This is a genomic window from Polynucleobacter sp. MWH-Svant-W18, assembly GCF_018687495.1.
Classification (GTDB): Bacteria; Pseudomonadota; Gammaproteobacteria; order Burkholderiales; family Burkholderiaceae; genus Polynucleobacter.
This window is the reverse complement of the sequence record NZ_CP061293.1, coordinates 936,845-956,882: the sequence shown is the minus strand read 5'-3', so window position 1 is coordinate 956,882 and position 20,038 is coordinate 936,845. Positions and strand designations below refer to the sequence as shown.

The following is a 20,038-nucleotide window of genomic DNA, read 5'->3' as shown; positions in this document are numbered from 1 at the left end:
GACCATGTCCTATAAAGCACAGCATGAACGCTCCATTAAAGATCCAGATGGTTTCTGGGGTGAGCAGGCAAAATTAATTCACTGGGAAAAGCCATTTAATAAAGTTCTCAATTACGACAATCCTCCATTTGCAAAATGGTTTGAGGGCGGCCTCACCAATCTTTGCTACAACGCGGTCGATCGTCATGCAAAAGAGCGCCCGAATCAAATTGCCTTAGTTGCGGTTTCTACAGAAACCAATATTGAGAAGGCCTATACCTATCAAGAGCTGTACGAAGAAGTGAATCGGATGGCAGCCATCTATAAAGCCAATGGCATTCAAAAGGGTGATCGTGTCCTCATCTACATGCCCATGATTGCAGAAGCTTGTTTCGCAATGCTTGCTTGTGCGCGTATTGGTGCAATTCACTCAGTTGTATTTGGTGGCTTTGCTTCCCATAGCTTGGCTTCCAGAATTGATGATGCCAAACCAAAAATGATTGTGACTGCAGAAGCGGGCGCTCGTGGCGGTAAAGCGGTTCCCTATAAGCCTCTCCTAGATGAGGCAATTACTTTGGCTAGCTATAAGCCAGAGAAGGTTCTGATAGTGAATCGCGGCTTAACTGAATTTACGACAGTGGCAGGGCGAGATTTGGATTACGCCACTGAGCGTCAAAAACATTTGAACGATATTGTGCCGATTGAGTGGGTGGATGCAACCCATCCCTCATACATTCTGTATACCTCGGGCACCACCGGCAAGCCGAAGGGTGTTCAGCGCGATACCGGTGGCTATGCAGTTGCACTTGCCTCCACCATGAAACACATCTTTACTGGCAATGCTGGTGAAACCATGTTCTGCACTTCGGATATTGGCTGGGTAGTTGGTCATAGCTACATTATTTATGCGCCGCTACTGACTGGTATGGCGACCATCATGTATGAAGGTACGCCCTTGCGTCCTGATGCAGGCATTTGGTGGGAGCTGGTTGAAAAATACAAAGTCTCGGTGATGTTTTCTGCTCCTACTGCAGTCCGTGTTCTTAAAAAACAAGATCCTGCTTTCTTAACGAAATATGATCTTTCCTCTTTGCGCTTACTGTTCTTAGCAGGTGAACCTCTAGATGAGCCAACTGCGAGTTGGATTCATGATGCGATTAAGAAGCCGGTTGTTGATAACTATTGGCAGACAGAAACTGGCTGGCCAATTTTGGCTATCCAACGTGGTGTAGAGGTCATGCCACACAAGTTTGGCTCTCCTGGGGTGCCATCTTTTGGTTACAACATGAAGTTGCTTGATGATGCTACTTCAGCTGAATTGGGCCCTGATCAAAAAGGGGTCATTGCCATTGAAGGCCCTTTGCCTCCTGGTTGTATGCAAACTATTTGGGGTGACGACAAACGTTTTATCAGCACTTACTGGGAAACTATTCCAGGGAAGTTGATCTACTCTACATTTGACTGGGGTATTAAGGATCAAGATGGGTACTTCTTTATTTTGGGTCGTACTGACGACGTGATTAACGTTGCAGGACACCGCCTTGGAACACGGGAGATTGAAGAAAGTATCTCGAGTCATCCAAATGTTTCTGAGGTAGCGGTAGTAGGCATCGAAGACAAACTCAAAGGTCAGGCAGCAATTGCATTTGTTATTCCAAAGGATGCAAGCAAAGCAGACAACTTAGAAAAAGAGTGTATGAAGACAGTAGATAGCCAACTGGGTGCTATTGCTCGTCCTGGTCGGGTCTATATAGTTACCGCATTACCTAAGACGCGTTCAGGCAAGATCGTACGTCGTGCTTTGCAAGCTGTTGCTGAAGGTCGTGATCCTGGAGATATCAGCACTATGGAAGACCAGGCTGTATTGGCGCAAATTAAAACCATCATCGAACATGGTGCTCAGGTTTAAAGCCCCTCAGAAATGCCTCCTCCTGGCTTGTCGTCAGAGGAGGCTATCCCCTCTAGAAGCCTGTAGAGCAAGGTTTCTCAGCATTTGGGGCATGAAAATGGTATGATTACAGGGTTCGAAACTAATTAAATACCCTAGCGCTTAAAGACACTCACCTCCCGCATAAATAAACCCCGGGTTGGTCTTTTTGGGGGTTTTGAGCGTCGGATGGAGCAGGGACTGGAGATGGTTTGTCACCCTTGCTTCCTTCTTTTCCTCCCGCCGTGTTGGCCCTAGCCGACGGCACATTATTTCCCGGTTACAGCATTGGCGCAGCAGGTGAAACTGCTGGCGAAGTCGTGTTCAACACCGCCTTAACCGGTTATCAAGAAATCATCACCGACCCAAGTTATTGCCGTCAAATTGTGACCTTAACTTATCCCCATATTGGCAATGTAGGTGTCAATCCTCAAGACGCAGAGTCTGATCAAATTCATGCAGCGGGACTAGTCATTAAGGACCTGCCTAAACGCATCTCCAATTTCCGCGCAGAGGGGACGCTCGATGATTACCTCACAAAATCTGGTGTAGTCGGTATTGCGGGAATCGATACTCGTAAATTAACCCGCATCTTGCGCGATACCGGCGCCCAATCAGGCGCTATTGTTGCTGGAAAAAATGGTGATGACCTTGCAACACTCGGTAAACAAGCCTTGGAATTGGCTAAAGCTTTTCCAGGTATGGCCGGTTTAGACCTGGCCAAAGTGGTTACCACTAAAGCCCCTTATGAATGGCGCGAGGCTGAATGGGATTTACATGGTCCTGATGGCAAACCTGCATACAGAACTTTAGACAGATCTAAGTCAATTAAAAAAGTAGTTGCCTATGACTTTGGTGTGAAACGCAACATTTTGCGCATGCTCACAGAGCGTGGTTGTGAGCTCACTGTAGTACCTGCTCAAACTAGCGCTGCAGAAGTGTTAGCCATGAATCCGGATGGCGTATTTTTCTCAAACGGCCCTGGAGATCCTGGTCCTTGTGATTACGCCATTGCTGCTGCAAAAGAGATTATTGAAAAGGGTGTGCCAACATTTGGCATTTGCTTGGGTCACCAAATCATGGGTCTTGCTGCTGGCGCCAAAACTCTAAAAATGAAGTTTGGTCACCATGGTGCAAATCATCCAGTGAAAGATTTAGATACAGGGCGTGTGGCGATTACATCGCAAAATCATGGTTTTGCGGTTGATGCAAATACATTACCCAGCAATATTCGCGTAACTCATGTTTCCTTATTCGATGGCTCCTTGCAAGGTTTGGCTTGGAATGACAAGCCAGCACTGTGTTTCCAAGGGCACCCAGAGGCTTCTCCAGGACCTCATGACATCGCCTATTTATTTGATCGTTTTGTGGAGCTCATGAATGCTGCCAGCAAGAAGGAGGGCAAATAATGCCTAAGCGTAGCGACATTAAGAGCATTCTGATTATTGGGGCTGGTCCAATTGTGATTGGACAAGCTTGTGAGTTTGACTACTCTGGCGCGCAAGCATGTAAAGCATTGCGTGATGAAGGTTACAAAGTGATCTTGGTCAACAGTAATCCTGCAACCATCATGACCGACCCAGAAATGGCTGATGTCACTTACATCGAGCCGATTACCTGGGAAGTCGTTGAGCGCATTATTGCTGCAGAAAAACCGGATGCGATTTTGCCAACGATGGGTGGACAAACCGCCTTGAACTGCGCCCTAGATTTACATCGTCATGGTGTTCTTGAAAAATATGGCTGCGAGTTGATTGGGGCATCACCAGAGGCCATTGATAAAGCAGAAGATCGTCAGAAATTTAAAGATGCGATGACCAAGATTGGTTTGGGTTCTGCAAAGTCAGGAATTGCACATTCTATGGACGAGGCCCATGAAGTGCAGCAACGTATTCAGCAAGAGACTGGTAGCTCTGGTTTCCCAGTCGTTATTCGACCTTCTTTCACCATGGGTGGATCTGGCGGCGGTATTGCATATAACCGCGAAGAGTTTGAAGAAATCTGTAAACGAGGTCTGGATTTATCTCCAACCCGCGAACTCTTGATTGAAGAGTCTCTTTTGGGTTGGAAAGAGTTTGAGATGGAAGTAGTACGTGATCGCAATGACAACTGCATCATTGTTTGCTCGATCGAAAACTTAGATCCAATGGGGGTGCACACTGGCGACTCGATTACAGTAGCGCCTGCGCAAACTTTGACCGATAAAGAATATCAAATCATGCGGAATGCATCGATTGCTGTTCTTCGTGAAATTGGTGTTGACACTGGTGGATCTAACGTACAGTTCTCGATCAATCCAGTAGATGGCCGCATGATCGTGATTGAAATGAACCCTCGTGTATCCCGTTCATCAGCATTAGCCTCCAAAGCAACTGGTTTCCCTATTGCTAAGATTGCAGCTAAGCTGGCTGTGGGCTACACCTTAGATGAACTTAAGAATGACATCACTGGTGGGGCAACGCCTGCATCGTTTGAGCCTTCAATCGACTACGTGGTGACTAAGATTCCACGCTTTGCCTTTGAAAAGTTTCCACAAGCGGATTCTCGTTTAACAACACAAATGAAATCTGTTGGCGAAGTGATGGCTATCGGCCGCACTTTCCAAGAGTCATTCCAAAAGGCATTGCGCGGCTTAGAGGTTGGCGTTGATGGTTTAGATGAAGTCTCAACCGACCTCGACGACATCATTAACGAGATCAATGAACCAGGCCCAGACCGTATTTGGTACTTAGCAGATGCCTTCCGTATGGGCATGGGTTTAGATGAAATTTATAACGAGACCAAGGTCGATCCCTGGTTCTTAGAACAAATTGAAGAGTTGATCACCATTGAATCTGAGCTTAAGCAACGTAAGATTGATAGTCTTTCTGCTCAAGAGTTGCGCTTTGTGAAGCAAAAAGGTTTCTCGGATCGCCGTTTGGCTAAATTGCTTGGTGTTGATGCATCTTCTGTACGAGCTGCACGCCATCGCTTAAAAGTCACCCCAGTTTACAAACGGGTCGACACCTGCGCTGCTGAATTCTCTACCAATACCGCCTATATGTATTCAACCTATGAGGCTGAACATGGCGAATGTGAATCCCGTCCGACCAATAAAGAGAAGATCATGGTCTTGGGCGGTGGTCCTAACCGTATTGGTCAAGGGATTGAGTTCGATTATTGCTGTGTTCACGCTGCTCTCGCAATGCGTGATGATGGTTACGAAACCATCATGGTGAACTGTAATCCTGAAACTGTTTCTACCGATTACGATACATCTGATCGTCTTTATTTTGAGCCGCTGACGCTCGAAGATGTTTTGGAAATTGTGGCGAAGGAAAAGCCCAAGGGCGTGATCGTTCAATACGGTGGTCAAACACCGTTGAAACTTGCTTTAGATTTAGAGCGCAATGGCGTGCCAATTATCGGTACTTCACCAGACATGATTGACGCAGCGGAAGATCGCGAGCGTTTCCAAAAACTCTTGCAAGACCTCGGTCTACGTCAGCCACCAAACAGAACTGCCCGCGCTGAAGATGAAGCTCTCAAGCTTGCTGAAGAGATTGGCTACCCATTAGTCGTGCGTCCTTCCTATGTATTGGGTGGTCGCGCCATGGAAATTGTGCATGATGGTCGTGACCTTGAACGTTATATGCGTGAAGCGGTCAAAGTGTCACATGATTCACCTGTACTGCTAGATCGTTTCTTGAACGATGCGATTGAGTGCGATGTGGATTGCATCAGCGATGGCAGCAAAGTATTTATTGGTGGTGTGATGGAGCATATTGAGCAAGCTGGGGTTCACTCTGGTGACTCTGCCTGTTCATTGCCGCCGTATTCCTTATCGGATGAAACCGTAGAAGAGATCAAGCGCCAAACTGCTGCGATGGCTAAAGGACTGAATGTTATTGGCTTGATGAATGTGCAGTTTGCTATCCAGAATGTCGATGGTAAAGATGTCATCTACGTTCTGGAGGTTAATCCCCGTGCATCCCGCACCGTGCCATTCGTTTCTAAAGCGACGGGTTTACAGCTTGCAAAGATTGCAGCGCGTTGCATGGTTGGCCAAACACTTGCACAGCAAGGTATCCAGCTTGAAGTGAAGCCGCCTTATTTCTCTGTAAAAGAAGCGGTATTTCCATTTAATAAGTTCCCAGGCATTGATCCAATCTTGGGACCAGAGATGCGCTCAACTGGCGAAGTGATGGGTGTTGGTAAAACCTTTGGTGAAGCGCTATTCAAATCACAATTGGGTGCCGGCATCAAACTACCTAAAAGTGGAACAGTACTCTTGACCGTGAAAGATAGCGATAAGCCTAAGGCTATTGAAGTGGCAAAACTCTTGCACCAATTGGGCTTTCCGATGGTGGCAACCAAGGGTACTGCTGCAGCAATTGAGGCAGCCGGTTTACCGGTTCGCCTAGTGAATAAGGTCAAAGATGGTCGTCCACACATTGTAGATTTCATTAAAAATGGTGAAATTTCCTTGGTATTTACGACTGTGGATGAAACCCGTACTGCGATTGCAGATTCTCGATCTATCCGGACTAGTGCCCAGGCTAATGGCGTAACTTATTACACAACCATTAGTGCAGCACGTGCGGTCATGGATGGATTACTGGCTTCTCAAAATGGCAGCAAAGAGTCTTTAGAGGTTTATTCACTGCAAACCTTACATCGGGCGCTCATTTAATCTAAAATTACCTTTTGTTCGCGCATTTAGCGCAAGTAATTAAGTTAGGTTAGTTGTATGAGCACAATTCCCATTACCAAACGCGGTGCAGAACTTCTCAAAGAGGAGCTGCATCGTTTAAAGCATGTTGAGCGTCCAGCAGTGATCAATGCTATCTCTGAGGCGCGCGCCCAGGGCGATCTCTCCGAGAACGCAGAGTATGATGCTGCTAAAGAAAAACAGGGCTTCATTGAAGGACGCATTCAAGAGCTAGAAGGTAAATTGTCTGCTGCGCAAATCATTGATCCTGCTAGCCTTGATGTTTCTGGCCGCATTGTATTTGGTGCAACGGTTGATCTAGAAGATCTCGAGGATGGTACCAAGCTCACCTATCAAATCGTAGGTGATGACGAGGCCGATATTGCTTCAAGCAAAATCTCCATTAGTTCCCCCATTGCTCGCGCCTTGATTGGCAAAGAAGAGGGCGATGTAGTAGCAGTTCAAGCACCTGGTGGTAATCGCGAAGTCGAAATCCTGGCGGTACGCTACATCTAATGCTGTACCAGCGTACCCAGCGAGTATTTCAGTGTATTTCTGGGCTTTGGGTTGGTAGCTTCATTGCCATTGGCTTTTTAGTGGTTCCAATTCTGTTTTCATCTTTAGGGGATCGACAAGTTGCCGGCTTTGTAGCTGCGAGTCTTTTTAAGACTCAAGCCTATCTTGGAGTCTTTCTCAGCACCTTCCTCATGGTCATGGCGAATTATTTAGTGCGACAGGGCTTAAATCGATTTCGTGTAATTCGCTGGATTCTGTTGGGCATGCTTGCCTGTGCAGTTGCTGCCGCCTTCATTCTGATCCCTTGGATGAATTCTTTGCGTGATCAAGCTTTGTATCTAGGCTTATCTGTTCGGGAGTCTAGCAATGCCATTTTATTTTCAAGATTGCATGGCGTATCAAGCACTATCTATTTAATCGAAGCCTTTCTGGGAATAGCTTTAATTTGGAAAGCCAGTGCAATAAAAAACGCCGACTAGCGGCGTTTTTCACTTCACTTCAAAGCTCATTAGGAGCCAAGTGATTTCTTCTTATTGCTTGCCATGCGCACCTTCTTGCGTTTAATGGGTGCTGGTGCAGCAGCAGCCTTACGATAGCCGGGGGATGACCAACCAATCTTAGATTCTGCAGCCTCTGAGCGTAAAACGCGTTTCTTCGGTGTAGCCGATTTCACAGCAGCAGCGCGTGCAAATGGTGCTTTATTAGAAGCAGAGCGACGCTCAGATCTATCTGAAGTGCTAGTTCTCACACCAGACTTCGCTGGAGCACGATTAGGCTGGCGCTTGGTGCGTGGTGCTTGTAAGGATTTTTTGGTTTGTTTTTTTGAGCGATCTAAATTGGCAAACGCTGCATCGACCATATCTTTTGGTTTCCACAGTACTAGCAACTTACCAATGTGCTGTACTGGAGCAGCATCTAGCTTGTCGCAGAGCTCTTCATAAATTGCAATGCGTGCTTCACGGTCATCGCCGAAGACCCGAATCTTAATGAGACCATGGTGATTGATTGCGAGTTTTGCCTCTTTAATTACGGCTGGTGTTAAGCCATCTCCGCCAACCATGACAACAGGGCTGAGATCATGGGCATCAGCTTTAAGGGATTTTCTTTGTGCGGGGGTAATGGTAAGTGCAGTCATGGGCTTGATGATAGAGCATTGATGACTAAATACGCCTATTTACAAGGGATTTGAGCTGTTTTATGTCAATTCCTTTTGCTTTAGGACGCAGAAACTAGGAAAATGTAGGGCGAAAGTGGGTAAGTTGTGGCAAAGAATAAATTTAATAAAAGTTGGTTGCAGGATCACCTAACCGATCCTTATGTGAAGATGGCCCAGAAAGAGGGCTATCGCGCACGTGCAGTTTATAAGCTTAGCGAAATTGATGAGCAAGACCATCTCATACAAGCGGGCATGACCATTGTTGACCTTGGGAGTGCCCCTGGAAGCTGGTCTCAATACGCTCGTAATCGCTTAACTGAGCTCGGTAAACATAATCCGAAGATTGAGTCTGGTAAGCCAGATGGGCAAATTATTGCTATTGATATTCTGCCGATGGAAGACATTGCTGATGTCAGTTTTATTCAAGGGGACTTTCGGGAAGAGGAGGGGCTCGCTGCATTAGAAGCTTTACTTCCGAAGGATGCCGATGGCAAGGTAGATTTGGTACTTTCGGATATGGCCCCTAACTTATCAGGCGTTGGCGTTGCTGATGCTGCCAGAATGGCTTTTCTTGCTGAAATTGCTCTCGAGTTTGCGCAAGCCCACCTGAAGCCAGAAGGCGCATTATTGATTAAGTGCTTCAACGGCAGTGGTTATAGCCAGATTGTGGAGTCCTTCAAAAAGGTCTTTAAAACCGTTGCCTCACGTAAGCCAAAAGCTTCTAGAGCCCGTTCTTCAGAGATTTTCTTGTTGGGTAGGAATCTCAAGCCACCTAAATAAGCAAAAACTGGCAAAAAATTTACCAAAATCACCTTAATACCCTCTAGAAATAGGGGTTTATGAAATAAATATGCCATTCGCTCTTGAAAAAGGGTGGTAGTAGAATCAAATACTTAGAGATAGCAATCCGCTTTAACACCTGGATGAATCCAGAAAAGGAATCAATTTGAACAGCAATATGTTCCAAAAAATCGGCGTGTGGCTCATCGTGGGCTTAGTGCTTTTCACTGTTTTTAAGCAGTTCGATAAGCCCAAGGACCAGACTCAAGTCACATATTCGCAATTTATGGATGACGCCAAAGCAGGCAAAGTGAAGCGTGTTGATGTGCAGGGTCGTACTTTGCAGGTCACTCCTGCTGATGGCAGTAAATACTCCATCATCTCTCCAGGCGATATCTGGATGGTTGGTGCCTTGATGAAATACGGTGTACAGGTAACCGGTAAAGCAGAAGATGAACCCAATATGTTGGTTTCTGCTTTGTACTACCTTGGACCCACTTTATTGATCATTGGTTTCTGGTTTTTCATGATGCGCCAAATGCAAGGTGGCGGCAAAGGCGGAGCATTCTCCTTTGGCAAATCCAAAGCCCGTCTCATTGATGAGAACAGTAATACCGTGACCTTTGCTGATGTTGCAGGCTGCGATGAGGCAAAAGAAGAAGTTTATGAGTTAGTCGATTTCTTAAAAGATCCCCAGAAGTTCCAAAAACTTGGCGGACGTATTCCTCATGGCGTATTGCTTGTAGGCCCTCCAGGTACAGGTAAGACTCTTTTGGCGCGTGCGATTGCAGGCGAAGCGAAGGTTCCATTCTTTTCAATCTCCGGCTCTGATTTCGTAGAGATGTTTGTGGGCGTAGGTGCATCTCGTGTGCGTGATATGTTTGAAAACGCCAAGAAAAATTCTCCTTGCATCATCTTTATTGATGAGATCGATGCTGTTGGCCGTCATCGTGGTGCCGGTATGGGCGGCGGTAATGATGAGCGTGAACAAACTCTCAATCAAATGTTAGTGGAGATGGATGGCTTTGAGAGCAATAGTGGCGTGATCGTGGTTGCTGCAACCAATCGCTCCGATGTGCTAGATAAAGCACTATTGCGCCCAGGACGTTTTGATAGACAAGTGCACGTTGGCTTGCCTGACATCCGTGGTCGCGAACAGATTCTGCAAGTACATATGCGCAAAGTTCCGATTGATCCAGATGTGAATGCTGCAGTATTGGCACGTGGCACCCCAGGATTTTCTGGTGCCGATTTGGCAAACCTCGTAAATGAATCTGCATTATTTGCAGCCCGCCGTAATAAGCGTGCAGTCGATATGAAAGACTTTGAAGATGCTAAGGACAAGATCTATATGGGTCCTGAGCGTAAGTCTGCTGTAATGCGTGAAGAAGAACGTCGTAACACCGCCTACCATGAGTCTGGACACGCTGTCGTGGCCAAGGTTCTTCCTAAAGCTGACCCAGTACATAAAGTCACCATCATGCCTCGCGGTATGGCATTGGGTGTAACTTGGCAATTACCAGAATTCGATCGTGTGAATCTTTATAAAGATCGCATGTTGGAAGAGTTAGCAATTCTGTTTGGCGGTCGTGCTGCTGAAGAAGTGTTCTTGCACTCAATGAGTACAGGTGCCTCAAATGACTTTGAGCGTGCTACCAAAATGGCGCGCGACATGGTGACACGCTATGGAATGAGCGACAGTCTCGGTACCATGGTATACGTTGATACAGAATCAGAAAGCATTTTTGGCCGTAACAGCACCAAAACTGTCTCTGAATTAACTCAGCAAAAAGTTGATGCCGAAATTCGGATGTTGATTGATAGCCAATATGCTTTAGCAAAGTCTATCTTGGAGCAAAACCGCGACAAGGTTGAAGCGATGGTTGCTGCATTGCTTGAATGGGAAACCATTGATGCGGAGCAGATCAACGACATTATGGAAGGTCGTCCACCGCGTACACCTAAGCCACCACCAGCAACCCAGTTTGGTAATTCTGCTGGTACTACTGGCCCAGCTGCTGGCAGTGCACCTGCTACGGCCTAAGCGCCACGGAGTGTCATGATCCAGCAAGGCATGCAAGAAGTGCCCACAACATGGCGTTGTGGGCGTTTTCTTTTTGATCTGGCCAACCGTAAGCGTCCCATCGTGATGGGCATTTTGAACGCGACTCCAGATTCATTTTCTGATGGCGGTAAATACAGGTCTGCAACTGATGCAATTGCTCAAGCTGAGCGCATGATTGCCGATGGCGTTGATCTCATTGATATTGGTGGTGAATCCACTCGTCCAGGTGCTGAACCTGTCAGCTTGCAAGAAGAGTTAGATCGAGTGATGCCTGTCATTGAAGGGCTCAGAGATTGTGGCAAGCCACTATCCATTGATACCTATAAAGCAGAAACAATGCGCCAGGCGCTTAAAGCAGGCGTTGATTGTGTGAATGATATTTGGGCTCTGAGACAAGATGGTGCTGTTGAGGCAGTAGCCGCTAACCAAGATTGTGGAGTGGTGCTAATGCACATGCAACGCGATCCGCTTACGATGCAATTTAATCCAGAATATTCGAATGTGATTGAAGAAGTCTCGCTCTTCTTAAAAGAGCGGGCACAGTTATTGATTGACAACGGAATTGCCCCCAATCGCATTGCTCTAGATCCAGGATTTGGTTTTGGAAAGCGTCTTGATCACAATCTGGAGATGTTGGCTCGCTTTGCTGCATTTTCTAAATTGGGTTTCCCGGTATTGGCGGGTATCTCACGTAAATCAATGATCGGTAAATTAACTGGGAAAGATACCCAAGACCGACTAGCTCCCAGTGTTGCCGCAGCCATTATGGCGGCGGATCGAGGTGCCAAAATTATCCGTGTTCATGATGTCCCTGAAACGGTAGATTCTCTAAAACTATGGGAGGCTGTGCAGGCTGATTGAACCCAGGCAGCAGAGTTTTATAATCATCATTATGAAAAAACAATACTTTGGTACGGATGGCATTCGGGGTGAAGTTGGGAAGTTTCCCATCGTTCCTGAATTTATGACCCGCTTAGGTTATGCCGCAGGTATTGTGTTGTCGCGTAATGCTAAAGCTGGCGAGCGTTGCAAAGTGCTTATTGGCAAAGATACCCGCATCTCAGGATACCTATTAGAGGCCGCATTGGAGGCAGGATTTGCAGCTGCTGGTGTTGATGTGATGCTGTGCGGACCGATGCCTACACCGGGAGTTGCTTACCTTACTAAGGCACTTCGCTTAACTGCAGGGGTAGTGATTTCAGCATCACACAATCCTTACCAGGACAATGGCATCAAGTTTTTCTCTTCCAATGGCGATAAGCTCGATGATGATTTTGAGCTAGCTATTGAAGCTGAACTAGAGAAACCCATGGGTTGTGTCAGTGCTGAGGAGTTAGGCAAAGCGTATCGACTGGATGATGCAGCTGGTCGCTATATCGAGTTTTGTAAATCAACCTTCCCAGGAGATCTTAATCTTAAGGGTCTCAAGCTAGTTGTAGATTGCGCCAATGGTGCCGCGTATCACACTGCGCCACATGTGTTTCATGAGTTGGGGGCAGAAGTCATTTCGATTGGTGTCCAACCCGATGGCAGAAATATCAATGACGGCTGCGGTGCAACAGCGCCGGCAGCACTGATTGCTAAAGTAAAAGAAGAGAATGCTGATCTTGGAATTGCATTAGATGGGGATGCCGACCGTTTGCAAATGGTAGATGCCAGTGGACGTTTATTTAATGGCGATGAACTGCTTTATGTTCTCGCTAAAGATCGTCTTGATAGAGGCCAAAAAATCGGTGGTGCAGTTGGCACCTTGATGACGAACTTGGCTGTGGAAAATGCTATTAAAGATCTTGGTATTGGATTTGAGCGTGCCAATGTTGGCGATCGCTATGTCTTAGAGCTTTTAAAGCAAAAGGGCTGGATCATTGGCGGAGAAGGTTCTGGTCATTTGCTTTGCCTAGATCAGCACTCTACTGGTGATGGCACGATTGCGGCTTTACAAATCTTGGCGGCTATGAGCCAAAACAAAAAGAGCCTCGCGCAATTACTAGATAAGGTAAATGTCTTCCCACAGGTTCTGCTCAATGTGAAGTTCAAACCAGGATACGATTGGAAGCTAGATTCGCAACTATTGCAGCAAATTGCTACAGTAGAATCGAGCCTACAGAATATCGGTCGAGTATTAATTCGGGCATCGGGGACTGAACCCTTGTTACGCATCATGGTAGAGACTCAAGATGCCCAATTGGCAATGAGTTCAGCTAAGAGCATTGCAGATTTAGTACCGACCGCCTGACTTTTCCAAACTTTAGTCACGCGCCTTACCGGGCCAAAGCTTTGATCGAAGGGCTTTCTTAATCTTCTTTTGAGCTAAGTGTTGCCAGATTAATCTTTTTTGCACAAGAGATTTGGAATCCCATTGGGAATCCACTTTTTGCTCTACTTGCGCATTGTCGTGGTGTTCTTTACTCATAAAGACCTCGAGAACATTAGAAATTGGTTACCTATGGGCTGTTAGCACAAACTGTTCGCATGTAGTAACGGCAGAATTCCACTTCATATCCCATAAGTAGATCTTTAGATTAGCAAGCAAATATGACAATTTATTAATAGGGATATCAGCACTGCAGAATCCTTATTACTTGTCATGAAACTGACATCTATTTGTCATCTTTGAAATTGATATGCGATGGGGGTAGTATGAATAGAGTAGGCGAGTATGTAGCCATGAAAAGTCGTATTTAGATGAATTTCATTTTATTTTTATGAACGAATTACAAGGCAATAAGTAATGGATGCAGCACTTATGGAAAAATGGCCTTTGACCCATGGAGGTATATGTTTAATTAGGCCAATCTCCTTGGATGATCGCGATTCAGTATTGGATCTTTTTGACCACTTATCTTCAAAGAGTCGATATTTTCGCTATGCCCATGCTATGTCGACACTACCAGAGGAGTTGTTAATTCAAATTATTCATGCAAGCTCGCCTGATAATTTTGCATTAGTTGCAATTGTTAAAAAAGAAAATCAACCAGAAAGTCTAGTGGGAATCGCTAGGTATATTCAAGAACTCAATGCTACAAAAGGGGAATTCTCATTATCGGTAAGCGATGATTATCACCATGAGGGTATTGGTTCCCATTTAATGCATGCCATCATGCATTCTGCCAAGTTGAATGGTTTAACAGAAATTTATGGCTATGTTGTTAAAGAGAATCATGACATGCTTGCCCTGATGCGACATCTAGATTTCTCGCTTCAGACCGATGAGGAGGATGCAGGCTTGTATATAGCGACTCACAATTGCATTTAGAGTCCGATTTCCTTATAGTCATTAATCTGTCACGATTTCTGCCTAAAGTCGTCAATTAGAGGCTTACTGAACCCGAATACTGGGGGATTCACTTTCTAAATAAATCTAGGGTAAGCAATATGAGTTTATATAACGACATTTTGAAGAAGTTACGCAAAACAGGGATGCTCGACTTGACTGAATATCGTCAGCTCTCACGAAAAGAAATTGATACGCTGGGGGATGACATTCGTTACTGGTGTACCTACGGCAATGGCAAGCTTGAAAAGCTTGGCAAAGAGAAGAAAGAAAAATAGATTTCCTCTCATTCCACTAATGATTGGCATGCTAAACGATGGGTACCAAAACTTTATTTTTGTTACGACATGCCAAAGCAATCACTGGCGGTATTGATCTACCTGATCAGGATAGACCTTTATCGGAGAGCGGACTAAAGGACGCTAGTAAGCTCAGTAATAAGTTGCATAAAAAGGGCGCTCATTTCGATCTCATTGTTACCAGTCCAGCAATTCGTGCAATCACCACAGCTCAAATCATCATTAACCATTTGAATATGAAGGGAAGCAATTTTTTAATTGATCCTCTCCTATATGGAGCTGATTCCAATACTTTGCTTGAATACATTTCTCGGGCCAGTAAGAAGTACGACGAGCTGATGATTGTTGGTCACAACCCTAGCTTGATTGATCTTGCAACACACCTTGCTGGCGAATCAGTTGCGATGCCAACCTGCGCTTTAATGAAAGTTAATTTTGGTTTTAAAGATTGGGCCAAAGTAATGACTGAAAAGTCAACTAAATTCACCTTTATCAATTAATGAGTATTGAGGTTGAGCGATCCCTCTTTAATTACCATACTGTCATCAATTAGGCATATAGTGGTCTTGTCAGCCTTACTGCTATTTTTTTAAACACTGAAGCCTAATGCTCAAACATCTTTACGATTTTTTTAAACATTTATTGAGTGGTCAAGCACAGCGCGCTATAGAAGTACCGAAAGAGTCTTATATCCCGGTAGACAACAGTATCATCACTGAGATCAATCTTCCACCAGTGGAACCTCAGATAGATATAGAGGAAGATCAACCCATTGCAGACCCACATTGGTCTCCAGTATTGCCCACTACTGAATTTTTTGTAACACAATCTGAAGGTTCATCCAGACGTATTGCCTATACTGTTTCTGGAAACCTAGATGCAAACAAGGTGTTGTTATGTTTGCCTGGGCTCCTCGAAACGAAGCGCTCTTTTAACGTACTGCACGCCTATTTTTTACGGTTTTCTGAATGTAAAGTGATTAGTATCGACTTCTCTGGACGCGGTGAATCTGATGTCCTTGCTGCGCATGAGCAATACAAAATGTCGATTTACTTAACAGACATCATCCAGTTTTTAGAATCCAAAATTTTTGTGAAGGGCGATAAAAAAGTTCGCTTGACTATTTTGGGAACAAGTATGGGCGGTGTGCTCGCCATGTATTTGGCTCAGCGCTTTAAAAGCAAGATTTATGAAATTATCCTGAACGACATCGCGCTTACGGTCAATTGGACATCTCTGTATTCTCTATATAAGTCTATGCACAATGAAGCGGGGTACGCAGAGATACGTGATTTGGCGCATGAACTGAGCGTTGACCAACGGGCGATCGCGGATGTGCAATTACCCACCCATTTTGATCTTTCTTATCGCGCAGATGTTTGGGGTATGAACTTCCATGATGTTCTTGAAGGTTATAAAGGCAAGGTCGGACTGATTTATGGAGGTGAATCAAAGATCTGTACTAAACGGCGCGTTAAGGAGGCAATCGCGCTATTACGTAATCTCAATACTTGCGAAGTTCCTGAAGCTGGACATCCAGCGCCATTCAATCTGAAGGTGTGCTCCTTCATTCAAGATGAAATGGGTGTTAAGGGCTAGGGTGAAGCATATTCTGCTTGAGCAGAATAGGTGTGAAGCTAAATGGTTGCTCTGACTTTGGGTCTACTTCAATTTCAACACCTTGAATGAGTTCCGCACCCATCACTTGGAGTCGCAGCACATTTTCGAGAGCATGTTTCTGATCAGGGGTTTTTAAAGGTTGATCAATGATGAGTCGATGGCTATCACCGTGGATCAGCAGTATTGGCTTTTTCAATTCTTCTGCATGCTTACTTAAGCTGAGTAGAGTATCGCGATAGCCACTTTCAGGATCTATTGGCTCTTTGCCGGTATAGAACATATCAGCTTGATAGAAAATGACTAAGCCGACATATTGTTTGGTTGAGGCGAGATCAAATGCTCGTTTGATCCAGCTCAGATTGGCTTGATTGCGTTCGCGATACTCTGCTTTTGCAGCCTCATCGCGTTCAAAATTATTATTTGATCCGGGAATATGTAGGTTAACGAAGAGCACACCATTTTTTACGAATGATGAATTTTCAACAAACTTGCTGTATTGCGGATCAAGGTCAGATTGCCTGCTGAGTTGCAATGCTTGCTTGCCAAGACTCATCTTATTTTGAAAGAATGTCTGACGTAGCCTTGCTAAGCGCTCTAGTGGCTCATATGAGCCCGCAAGTGGTCTGTGGCAATCTGTCCATTCGTTGTCACCAACGCTATAGATTAGGGGCCCATTAAATTGATTGAAGTAATTTTTAACAAGCTGGTTAAATTCATCGCTGCAATTGGATGACCCTGATTTCGTATCACCAATAAAGAGGGTGAAACTGGGTTTTAGTCGATTGATTTCAGTAATCAATCTTTCGTAACGTACATAGTCTTTGGGTGGGTTGTATGGCATATCCCCAATGGCCACAAACTTAAAGCTTTGGGCAAAGCTAGTGCAGGCATATCCAAAGATCAGGCTAAGAAAGATCAGTTTATGGCGTCGAATATTCATTTATAGTCATTTAGTGCATTGCTGAGCTCTTTAACTTCCAACTCTCCGAATATATAGGATTCTGCACTCACCTCAGTCCAGCCGAGGTCTTGGAATACATCAGCATACCCTTTAGAGTATTTCTTGGAGATGCCGTAAAAAATATCCGTGAGTTCGTCTTGTTCATCTTCTAGAACGCTATCAGAAAAATAGATGACTTTTTCACCGCCATAAGTTTCGCCGATTGTTCCACCGGGAATGTCCTGAATGCAGATTCCAACATCCGGATCATATGCTTTCGTAAACTTTGGCTTGATATTGGTGAGCACTGAACCTAACTTCCACACCATGCCACACTTGATTTCTTTGTTTTCACGTTTGAAAACGTGGCGCTCCACTATGGAGCCCATTTCTAAGGGAATTATCTGATAGTTCATGAGACCTCCACCTTGTGTAAATCGTTGCGAACCTTAATGTCATTCTCTCTCTAGATTGTGACAATTGCGTATACCCATTCAAATCAGCGAAACACCTGTTTTACAATCTGAGCATGGAAATCACGCAAACACCATCCACCTTCCCGATTGCAGGAGTAGTTTTTGCCTGGGCCATGCCAGCTACGGGGAATGGTTATGAGATTCCTTTATTTGAAATCGAAGCTACGTTAAATGATCCAAACTTCTCCGTTTGGCTGCATCTCAATCTATCCAATACCCAAGTTCAACGCTGGTTAGAGAAAACCACTCTGGTTCCAGAGCGAGTCGTTGACCTGATTAATGAGGGTGAAAATTTATCCCGTATAGAGCGGATTGAAAAGCTAGACGATTGTTTGTTGATGGTGATGAATGACTTTCACCAAGAGTTCGGTGATGAGAGTGCGGACGCTACTTTGGGAACCCTATGGGCCATCATCACGCCACGATTGATGATTTCTCTACGGAATAACCCCTTAAGAACTACCGATAAGCTCCGCTTTGACCTGAGAAACGGTCAACTCAACCCAACTTCGGCTATTGAACTGTTTCACGAACTATTAGATTTGCGGGCAGAACAATTGCGTTCTTTATTGGTTTACTTATCAGCCAATATGGATGATTTAGAGGAAAACTTGCTCAAGGGCAGGGAATTCCCGGAGCATGAGAGCATAGGCAGAATTCGTATACAGTGCAGCCGCTTACGTAGACATTTTTCTCCAGAGCTCATTGCCTTACATAGATTGCTCAAGCGTTTACCGTATTGGTTTTCGGATGATGACAAGGGCAGGCTGCAGGACGATGTTGATCTTTTAACATATCTAGTTCAAGAAATTAACGGCTTATACGATCGTGCCAAGGTTCTTCAAGATGAACAGGCTGCCCACGTTGCAGAATTCAATGCTAGAAACTTGCAGGTCTTGTCTGTCATGACCGTGATCTTCTTACCGATGACTTTGATTACTGGAGTCATGGGCATGAATATGGAAGATCTTCCGGGTCTAAAAGGGTCTTTTTATGAGATCATGGTTCTCATGGCAATCGCTGGTGCAGCAGTTTATGCAGGCTTAAAGCTCAAAAGAATTATCTAAATTTTAGTCATAGAAAACTATTTAAGTCATTGATTTATATAGATAAATATCTAAAATAGGCCTAGTGTCACTAAATAGTCATAGTGAAATCGTATTGTCCATGTATCGCAATGTTGCGAAATTTTCATCCAAGGACAATTTTTCATGAAATCTTTTTTGAAGAAAGCTCTAGTTATTAGCGCTATCTCGCTTGCTCCGGCTGCATTTGCAGTAGATATGACCGGTGCCGGTGCAACATTTCCTTACCCAATTTATGCAAAATGGGCTGAGGCTTTCAAAGCAAAGTCTGGCTCTAATTTGAATTACCAATCTATTGGCTCCTCTGGCGGTATTAAACAAATTAAAGCAAAAACTGTAGATTTCGGTGCAACTGATAATCCAGTGAAGTTTGATGATCTCGAAGCGGATGGCCTGGTTCAATTTCCTGCAATTATCGGTGGTGTTGTTCCAGTGATTAACGTTGATGGTGTTAAGCCAGGTGAAATCAAATTAGATGGCCCTACATTGGCTGATATTTTCCAGGGTGTTATTTCTGATTGGGGTGACAAGCGTATCGCCATCATGAATCCAGGCGTGAAGATCCCTTCTGGCCCAATCACTGTTGTAACCCGTGCTGACGGCTCTGGCACAACAGCAATTTTTACTGACTACTTGGCCAAAACTAGCGTTTTGTTTAAAGATGCAGTTGGTTCTGGTGCGAACGTGAAGTGGCCTGCTGCTTCCACTGTTGGTGGCAAGGGTAATGAAGGTGTAGCTGCTAACGTAACGCGCGTTAAAAATGCAATCGGTTATGTTGAGTACGCATATGCTAAGAAAAACAAAATGACTTTCATCTCTTTGAAAAACAAAGACGGTAATTTTGTGGCTCCAGATGATGCTACTTTCGCTGCTGCCGCTGCTGGTACAGATTGGTCAAAGATTCCTGGTATGGGCACATTCATCACCAATGCCTCTGGTGCTAAGTCTTGGCCAATCACTGGCGCTTCTTTCATCTTGCTATACAAGAAGCCAGAAAACAAAGCAACTGCTGCTGAAGTGATCAAGTTCTTTGAATTTGCATTCAAAGACGGCAAGAAAATGGCCGAAGATTTGGACTATGTTCCAATGCCTGACGCAACAACTGACTTTATTCGCAAGAATGTATTCACTAAAGTTATTACTAAGTAAGGTTGGATGATTAATCTTTAATCATTGATCAATAAACAGCTCCACACCCTTGTGGGGCTGTTTCAATATTTAAATAAGCTAA

Annotated in this window: 19 protein-coding genes; 15 read left to right on the top strand and 4 right to left on the bottom strand. The window is 44.8% G+C overall.

What is annotated here, in order from left to right; genetic code table 11:
• The first annotated feature begins 4 nt into the window (after positions 1–4).
• The 5 genes from C2757_RS05015 to C2757_RS04995 all read left to right on the top strand — a co-directional run bounded on the left by C2757_RS05015 (position 5) and on the right by C2757_RS04995 (position 7,591).
• Positions 5–1,888 carry a propionate--CoA ligase gene (locus C2757_RS05015; RefSeq protein WP_215373221.1) on the top strand — a complete coding sequence of 628 codons (1,884 nt, stop codon included), beginning with the start codon at positions 5–7 and terminating at the stop codon, positions 1,886–1,888.
• Between the two features lie 239 nt (positions 1,889–2,127).
• Positions 2,128–3,315, top strand: a complete 1,188-nt coding sequence (gene carA / locus C2757_RS05010) for a glutamine-hydrolyzing carbamoyl-phosphate synthase small subunit (protein ID WP_215376933.1) — start codon at positions 2,128–2,130, stop codon at positions 3,313–3,315.
• The gene (carB, locus tag C2757_RS05005) at positions 3,315–6,578 is read left to right on the top strand and encodes a carbamoyl-phosphate synthase large subunit (RefSeq protein WP_215373219.1); all 3,264 of its coding nucleotides are present in this window, start codon (positions 3,315–3,317) and stop codon (positions 6,576–6,578) included. Before carA ends, carB begins: the two co-directional genes overlap by 1 nt.
• A 57-nt stretch (positions 6,579–6,635) precedes the next feature.
• Entirely contained in the window at positions 6,636–7,112 is a 477-nt protein-coding gene (gene greA / locus C2757_RS05000; protein WP_215373218.1) for a transcription elongation factor GreA, read from the top strand.
• Entirely contained in the window at positions 7,112–7,591 is a 480-nt protein-coding gene (locus tag C2757_RS04995) for a DUF4149 domain-containing protein (protein ID WP_215373216.1), read from the top strand. Before greA ends, C2757_RS04995 begins: the two co-directional genes overlap by 1 nt.
• 29 nt (positions 7,592–7,620) lie before the next feature.
• On the opposite strand, the gene C2757_RS04990 is transcribed toward C2757_RS04995, so the two are convergent.
• The gene (locus tag C2757_RS04990) at positions 7,621–8,247 is read right to left on the bottom strand and encodes a YhbY family RNA-binding protein (RefSeq protein WP_215373215.1); all 627 of its coding nucleotides are present in this window, start codon (positions 8,245–8,247) and stop codon (positions 7,621–7,623) included.
• A 126-nt stretch (positions 8,248–8,373) separates the two neighbouring features.
• On the opposite strand from C2757_RS04990, the gene C2757_RS04985 reads away from it, so the two are divergent.
• From C2757_RS04985 to glmM, 4 genes are all read left to right on the top strand, one after another.
• Positions 8,374–9,048: an RlmE family RNA methyltransferase gene (locus C2757_RS04985; protein WP_215373214.1), complete on the top strand. Its 675-nt coding sequence runs from the start codon at positions 8,374–8,376 to the stop codon at positions 9,046–9,048.
• 166 nt (positions 9,049–9,214) lie between these two features.
• Complete coding sequence (gene ftsH, locus C2757_RS04980) at positions 9,215–11,092, top strand: ATP-dependent zinc metalloprotease FtsH (RefSeq protein ID WP_215373212.1); 1,878 nt, start codon at positions 9,215–9,217, stop codon at positions 11,090–11,092.
• A gap of 15 nt (positions 11,093–11,107) precedes the next feature.
• The gene (gene folP, locus C2757_RS04975) at positions 11,108–11,974 is read left to right on the top strand and encodes a dihydropteroate synthase (protein WP_215373210.1); all 867 of its coding nucleotides are present in this window, start codon (positions 11,108–11,110) and stop codon (positions 11,972–11,974) included.
• Between the two features lie 31 nt (positions 11,975–12,005).
• Positions 12,006–13,349, top strand: a complete 1,344-nt coding sequence (glmM, locus tag C2757_RS04970; RefSeq protein ID WP_215373209.1) for a phosphoglucosamine mutase — start codon at positions 12,006–12,008, stop codon at positions 13,347–13,349.
• A gap of 12 nt (positions 13,350–13,361) precedes the next feature.
• Here glmM and C2757_RS04965 read toward each other — a convergent pair whose 3' ends face one another.
• On the bottom strand, positions 13,362–13,526 hold the full coding sequence (locus tag C2757_RS04965) for a hypothetical protein (RefSeq protein WP_215373208.1): 165 nt from the start codon (positions 13,524–13,526) through the stop codon (positions 13,362–13,364).
• Between the two features lie 318 nt (positions 13,527–13,844).
• On the opposite strand from C2757_RS04965, the gene C2757_RS04960 reads away from it, so the two are divergent.
• From C2757_RS04960 to C2757_RS04945, 4 genes are all read left to right on the top strand, one after another.
• Positions 13,845–14,369, top strand: a complete 525-nt coding sequence (locus C2757_RS04960; RefSeq protein WP_215373206.1) for a GNAT family N-acetyltransferase — start codon at positions 13,845–13,847, stop codon at positions 14,367–14,369.
• Between the two features lie 119 nt (positions 14,370–14,488).
• The gene (locus tag C2757_RS04955; protein ID WP_215373204.1) at positions 14,489–14,665 is read left to right on the top strand and encodes a hypothetical protein; all 177 of its coding nucleotides are present in this window, start codon (positions 14,489–14,491) and stop codon (positions 14,663–14,665) included.
• A gap of 38 nt (positions 14,666–14,703) precedes the next feature.
• Positions 14,704–15,186 carry a histidine phosphatase family protein gene (locus C2757_RS04950; RefSeq protein ID WP_215373202.1) on the top strand — a complete coding sequence of 161 codons (483 nt, stop codon included), beginning with the start codon at positions 14,704–14,706 and terminating at the stop codon, positions 15,184–15,186.
• Positions 15,187–15,292: 106 nt separating this feature from the next.
• Complete coding sequence (locus tag C2757_RS04945; RefSeq protein ID WP_215373200.1) at positions 15,293–16,285, top strand: alpha/beta fold hydrolase; 993 nt, start codon at positions 15,293–15,295, stop codon at positions 16,283–16,285.
• Here the strand turns inward: C2757_RS04945 and C2757_RS04940 are convergent.
• Both C2757_RS04940 and C2757_RS04935 read right to left on the bottom strand, forming a co-directional pair.
• Positions 16,275–17,246 (bottom strand): hypothetical protein, encoded by a 972-nt coding sequence (locus tag C2757_RS04940; RefSeq protein WP_215373198.1) that lies wholly within the window; start codon positions 17,244–17,246, stop codon positions 16,275–16,277. The two genes, C2757_RS04945 and C2757_RS04940, sit on opposite strands and share 11 nt — an antisense overlap.
• Positions 17,243–17,662 carry a hypothetical protein gene (locus C2757_RS04935; protein ID WP_215373196.1) on the bottom strand — a complete coding sequence of 140 codons (420 nt, stop codon included), beginning with the start codon at positions 17,660–17,662 and terminating at the stop codon, positions 17,243–17,245. Before C2757_RS04935 ends, C2757_RS04940 begins: the two co-directional genes overlap by 4 nt.
• A gap of 113 nt (positions 17,663–17,775) precedes the next feature.
• Between C2757_RS04935 and C2757_RS04930 the strand changes: the two genes are divergently transcribed.
• Complete coding sequence (locus C2757_RS04930; RefSeq protein ID WP_215373194.1) at positions 17,776–18,789, top strand: CorA family divalent cation transporter; 1,014 nt, start codon at positions 17,776–17,778, stop codon at positions 18,787–18,789.
• Between the two features lie 144 nt (positions 18,790–18,933).
• Positions 18,934–19,956: a phosphate ABC transporter substrate-binding protein PstS gene (pstS, locus tag C2757_RS04925; RefSeq protein ID WP_215373192.1), complete on the top strand. Its 1,023-nt coding sequence runs from the start codon at positions 18,934–18,936 to the stop codon at positions 19,954–19,956.
• Positions 19,957–20,038 lie beyond the last annotated feature (82 nt).

Coding starts and splice junctions, on each gene's coding strand:
- C2757_RS05015 (WP_215373221.1), top strand. CDS start 5: ATGTCCTATAAAGCACAGCATGAACGCTCCATTAAAGATCCAGATGGT.
- carB (WP_215373219.1), top strand. CDS start 3,315: ATGCCTAAGCGTAGCGACATTAAGAGCATTCTGATTATTGGGGCTGGT.
- greA (WP_215373218.1), top strand. CDS start 6,636: ATGAGCACAATTCCCATTACCAAACGCGGTGCAGAACTTCTCAAAGAG.
- C2757_RS04995 (WP_215373216.1), top strand. CDS start 7,112: ATGCTGTACCAGCGTACCCAGCGAGTATTTCAGTGTATTTCTGGGCTT.
- C2757_RS04990 (WP_215373215.1), bottom strand. CDS start 8,247: ATGACTGCACTTACCATTACCCCCGCACAAAGAAAATCCCTTAAAGCT.
- folP (WP_215373210.1), top strand. CDS start 11,108: ATGATCCAGCAAGGCATGCAAGAAGTGCCCACAACATGGCGTTGTGGG.
- glmM (WP_215373209.1), top strand. CDS start 12,006: ATGAAAAAACAATACTTTGGTACGGATGGCATTCGGGGTGAAGTTGGG.
- C2757_RS04965 (WP_215373208.1), bottom strand. CDS start 13,526: ATGAGTAAAGAACACCACGACAATGCGCAAGTAGAGCAAAAAGTGGAT.
- C2757_RS04960 (WP_215373206.1), top strand. CDS start 13,845: ATGGATGCAGCACTTATGGAAAAATGGCCTTTGACCCATGGAGGTATA.
- C2757_RS04955 (WP_215373204.1), top strand. CDS start 14,489: ATGAGTTTATATAACGACATTTTGAAGAAGTTACGCAAAACAGGGATG.
- C2757_RS04950 (WP_215373202.1), top strand. CDS start 14,704: ATGGGTACCAAAACTTTATTTTTGTTACGACATGCCAAAGCAATCACT.
- C2757_RS04945 (WP_215373200.1), top strand. CDS start 15,293: ATGCTCAAACATCTTTACGATTTTTTTAAACATTTATTGAGTGGTCAA.
- C2757_RS04940 (WP_215373198.1), bottom strand. CDS start 17,246: ATGAATATTCGACGCCATAAACTGATCTTTCTTAGCCTGATCTTTGGA.
- C2757_RS04935 (WP_215373196.1), bottom strand. CDS start 17,662: ATGAACTATCAGATAATTCCCTTAGAAATGGGCTCCATAGTGGAGCGC.
- C2757_RS04930 (WP_215373194.1), top strand. CDS start 17,776: ATGGAAATCACGCAAACACCATCCACCTTCCCGATTGCAGGAGTAGTT.
- pstS (WP_215373192.1), top strand. CDS start 18,934: ATGAAATCTTTTTTGAAGAAAGCTCTAGTTATTAGCGCTATCTCGCTT.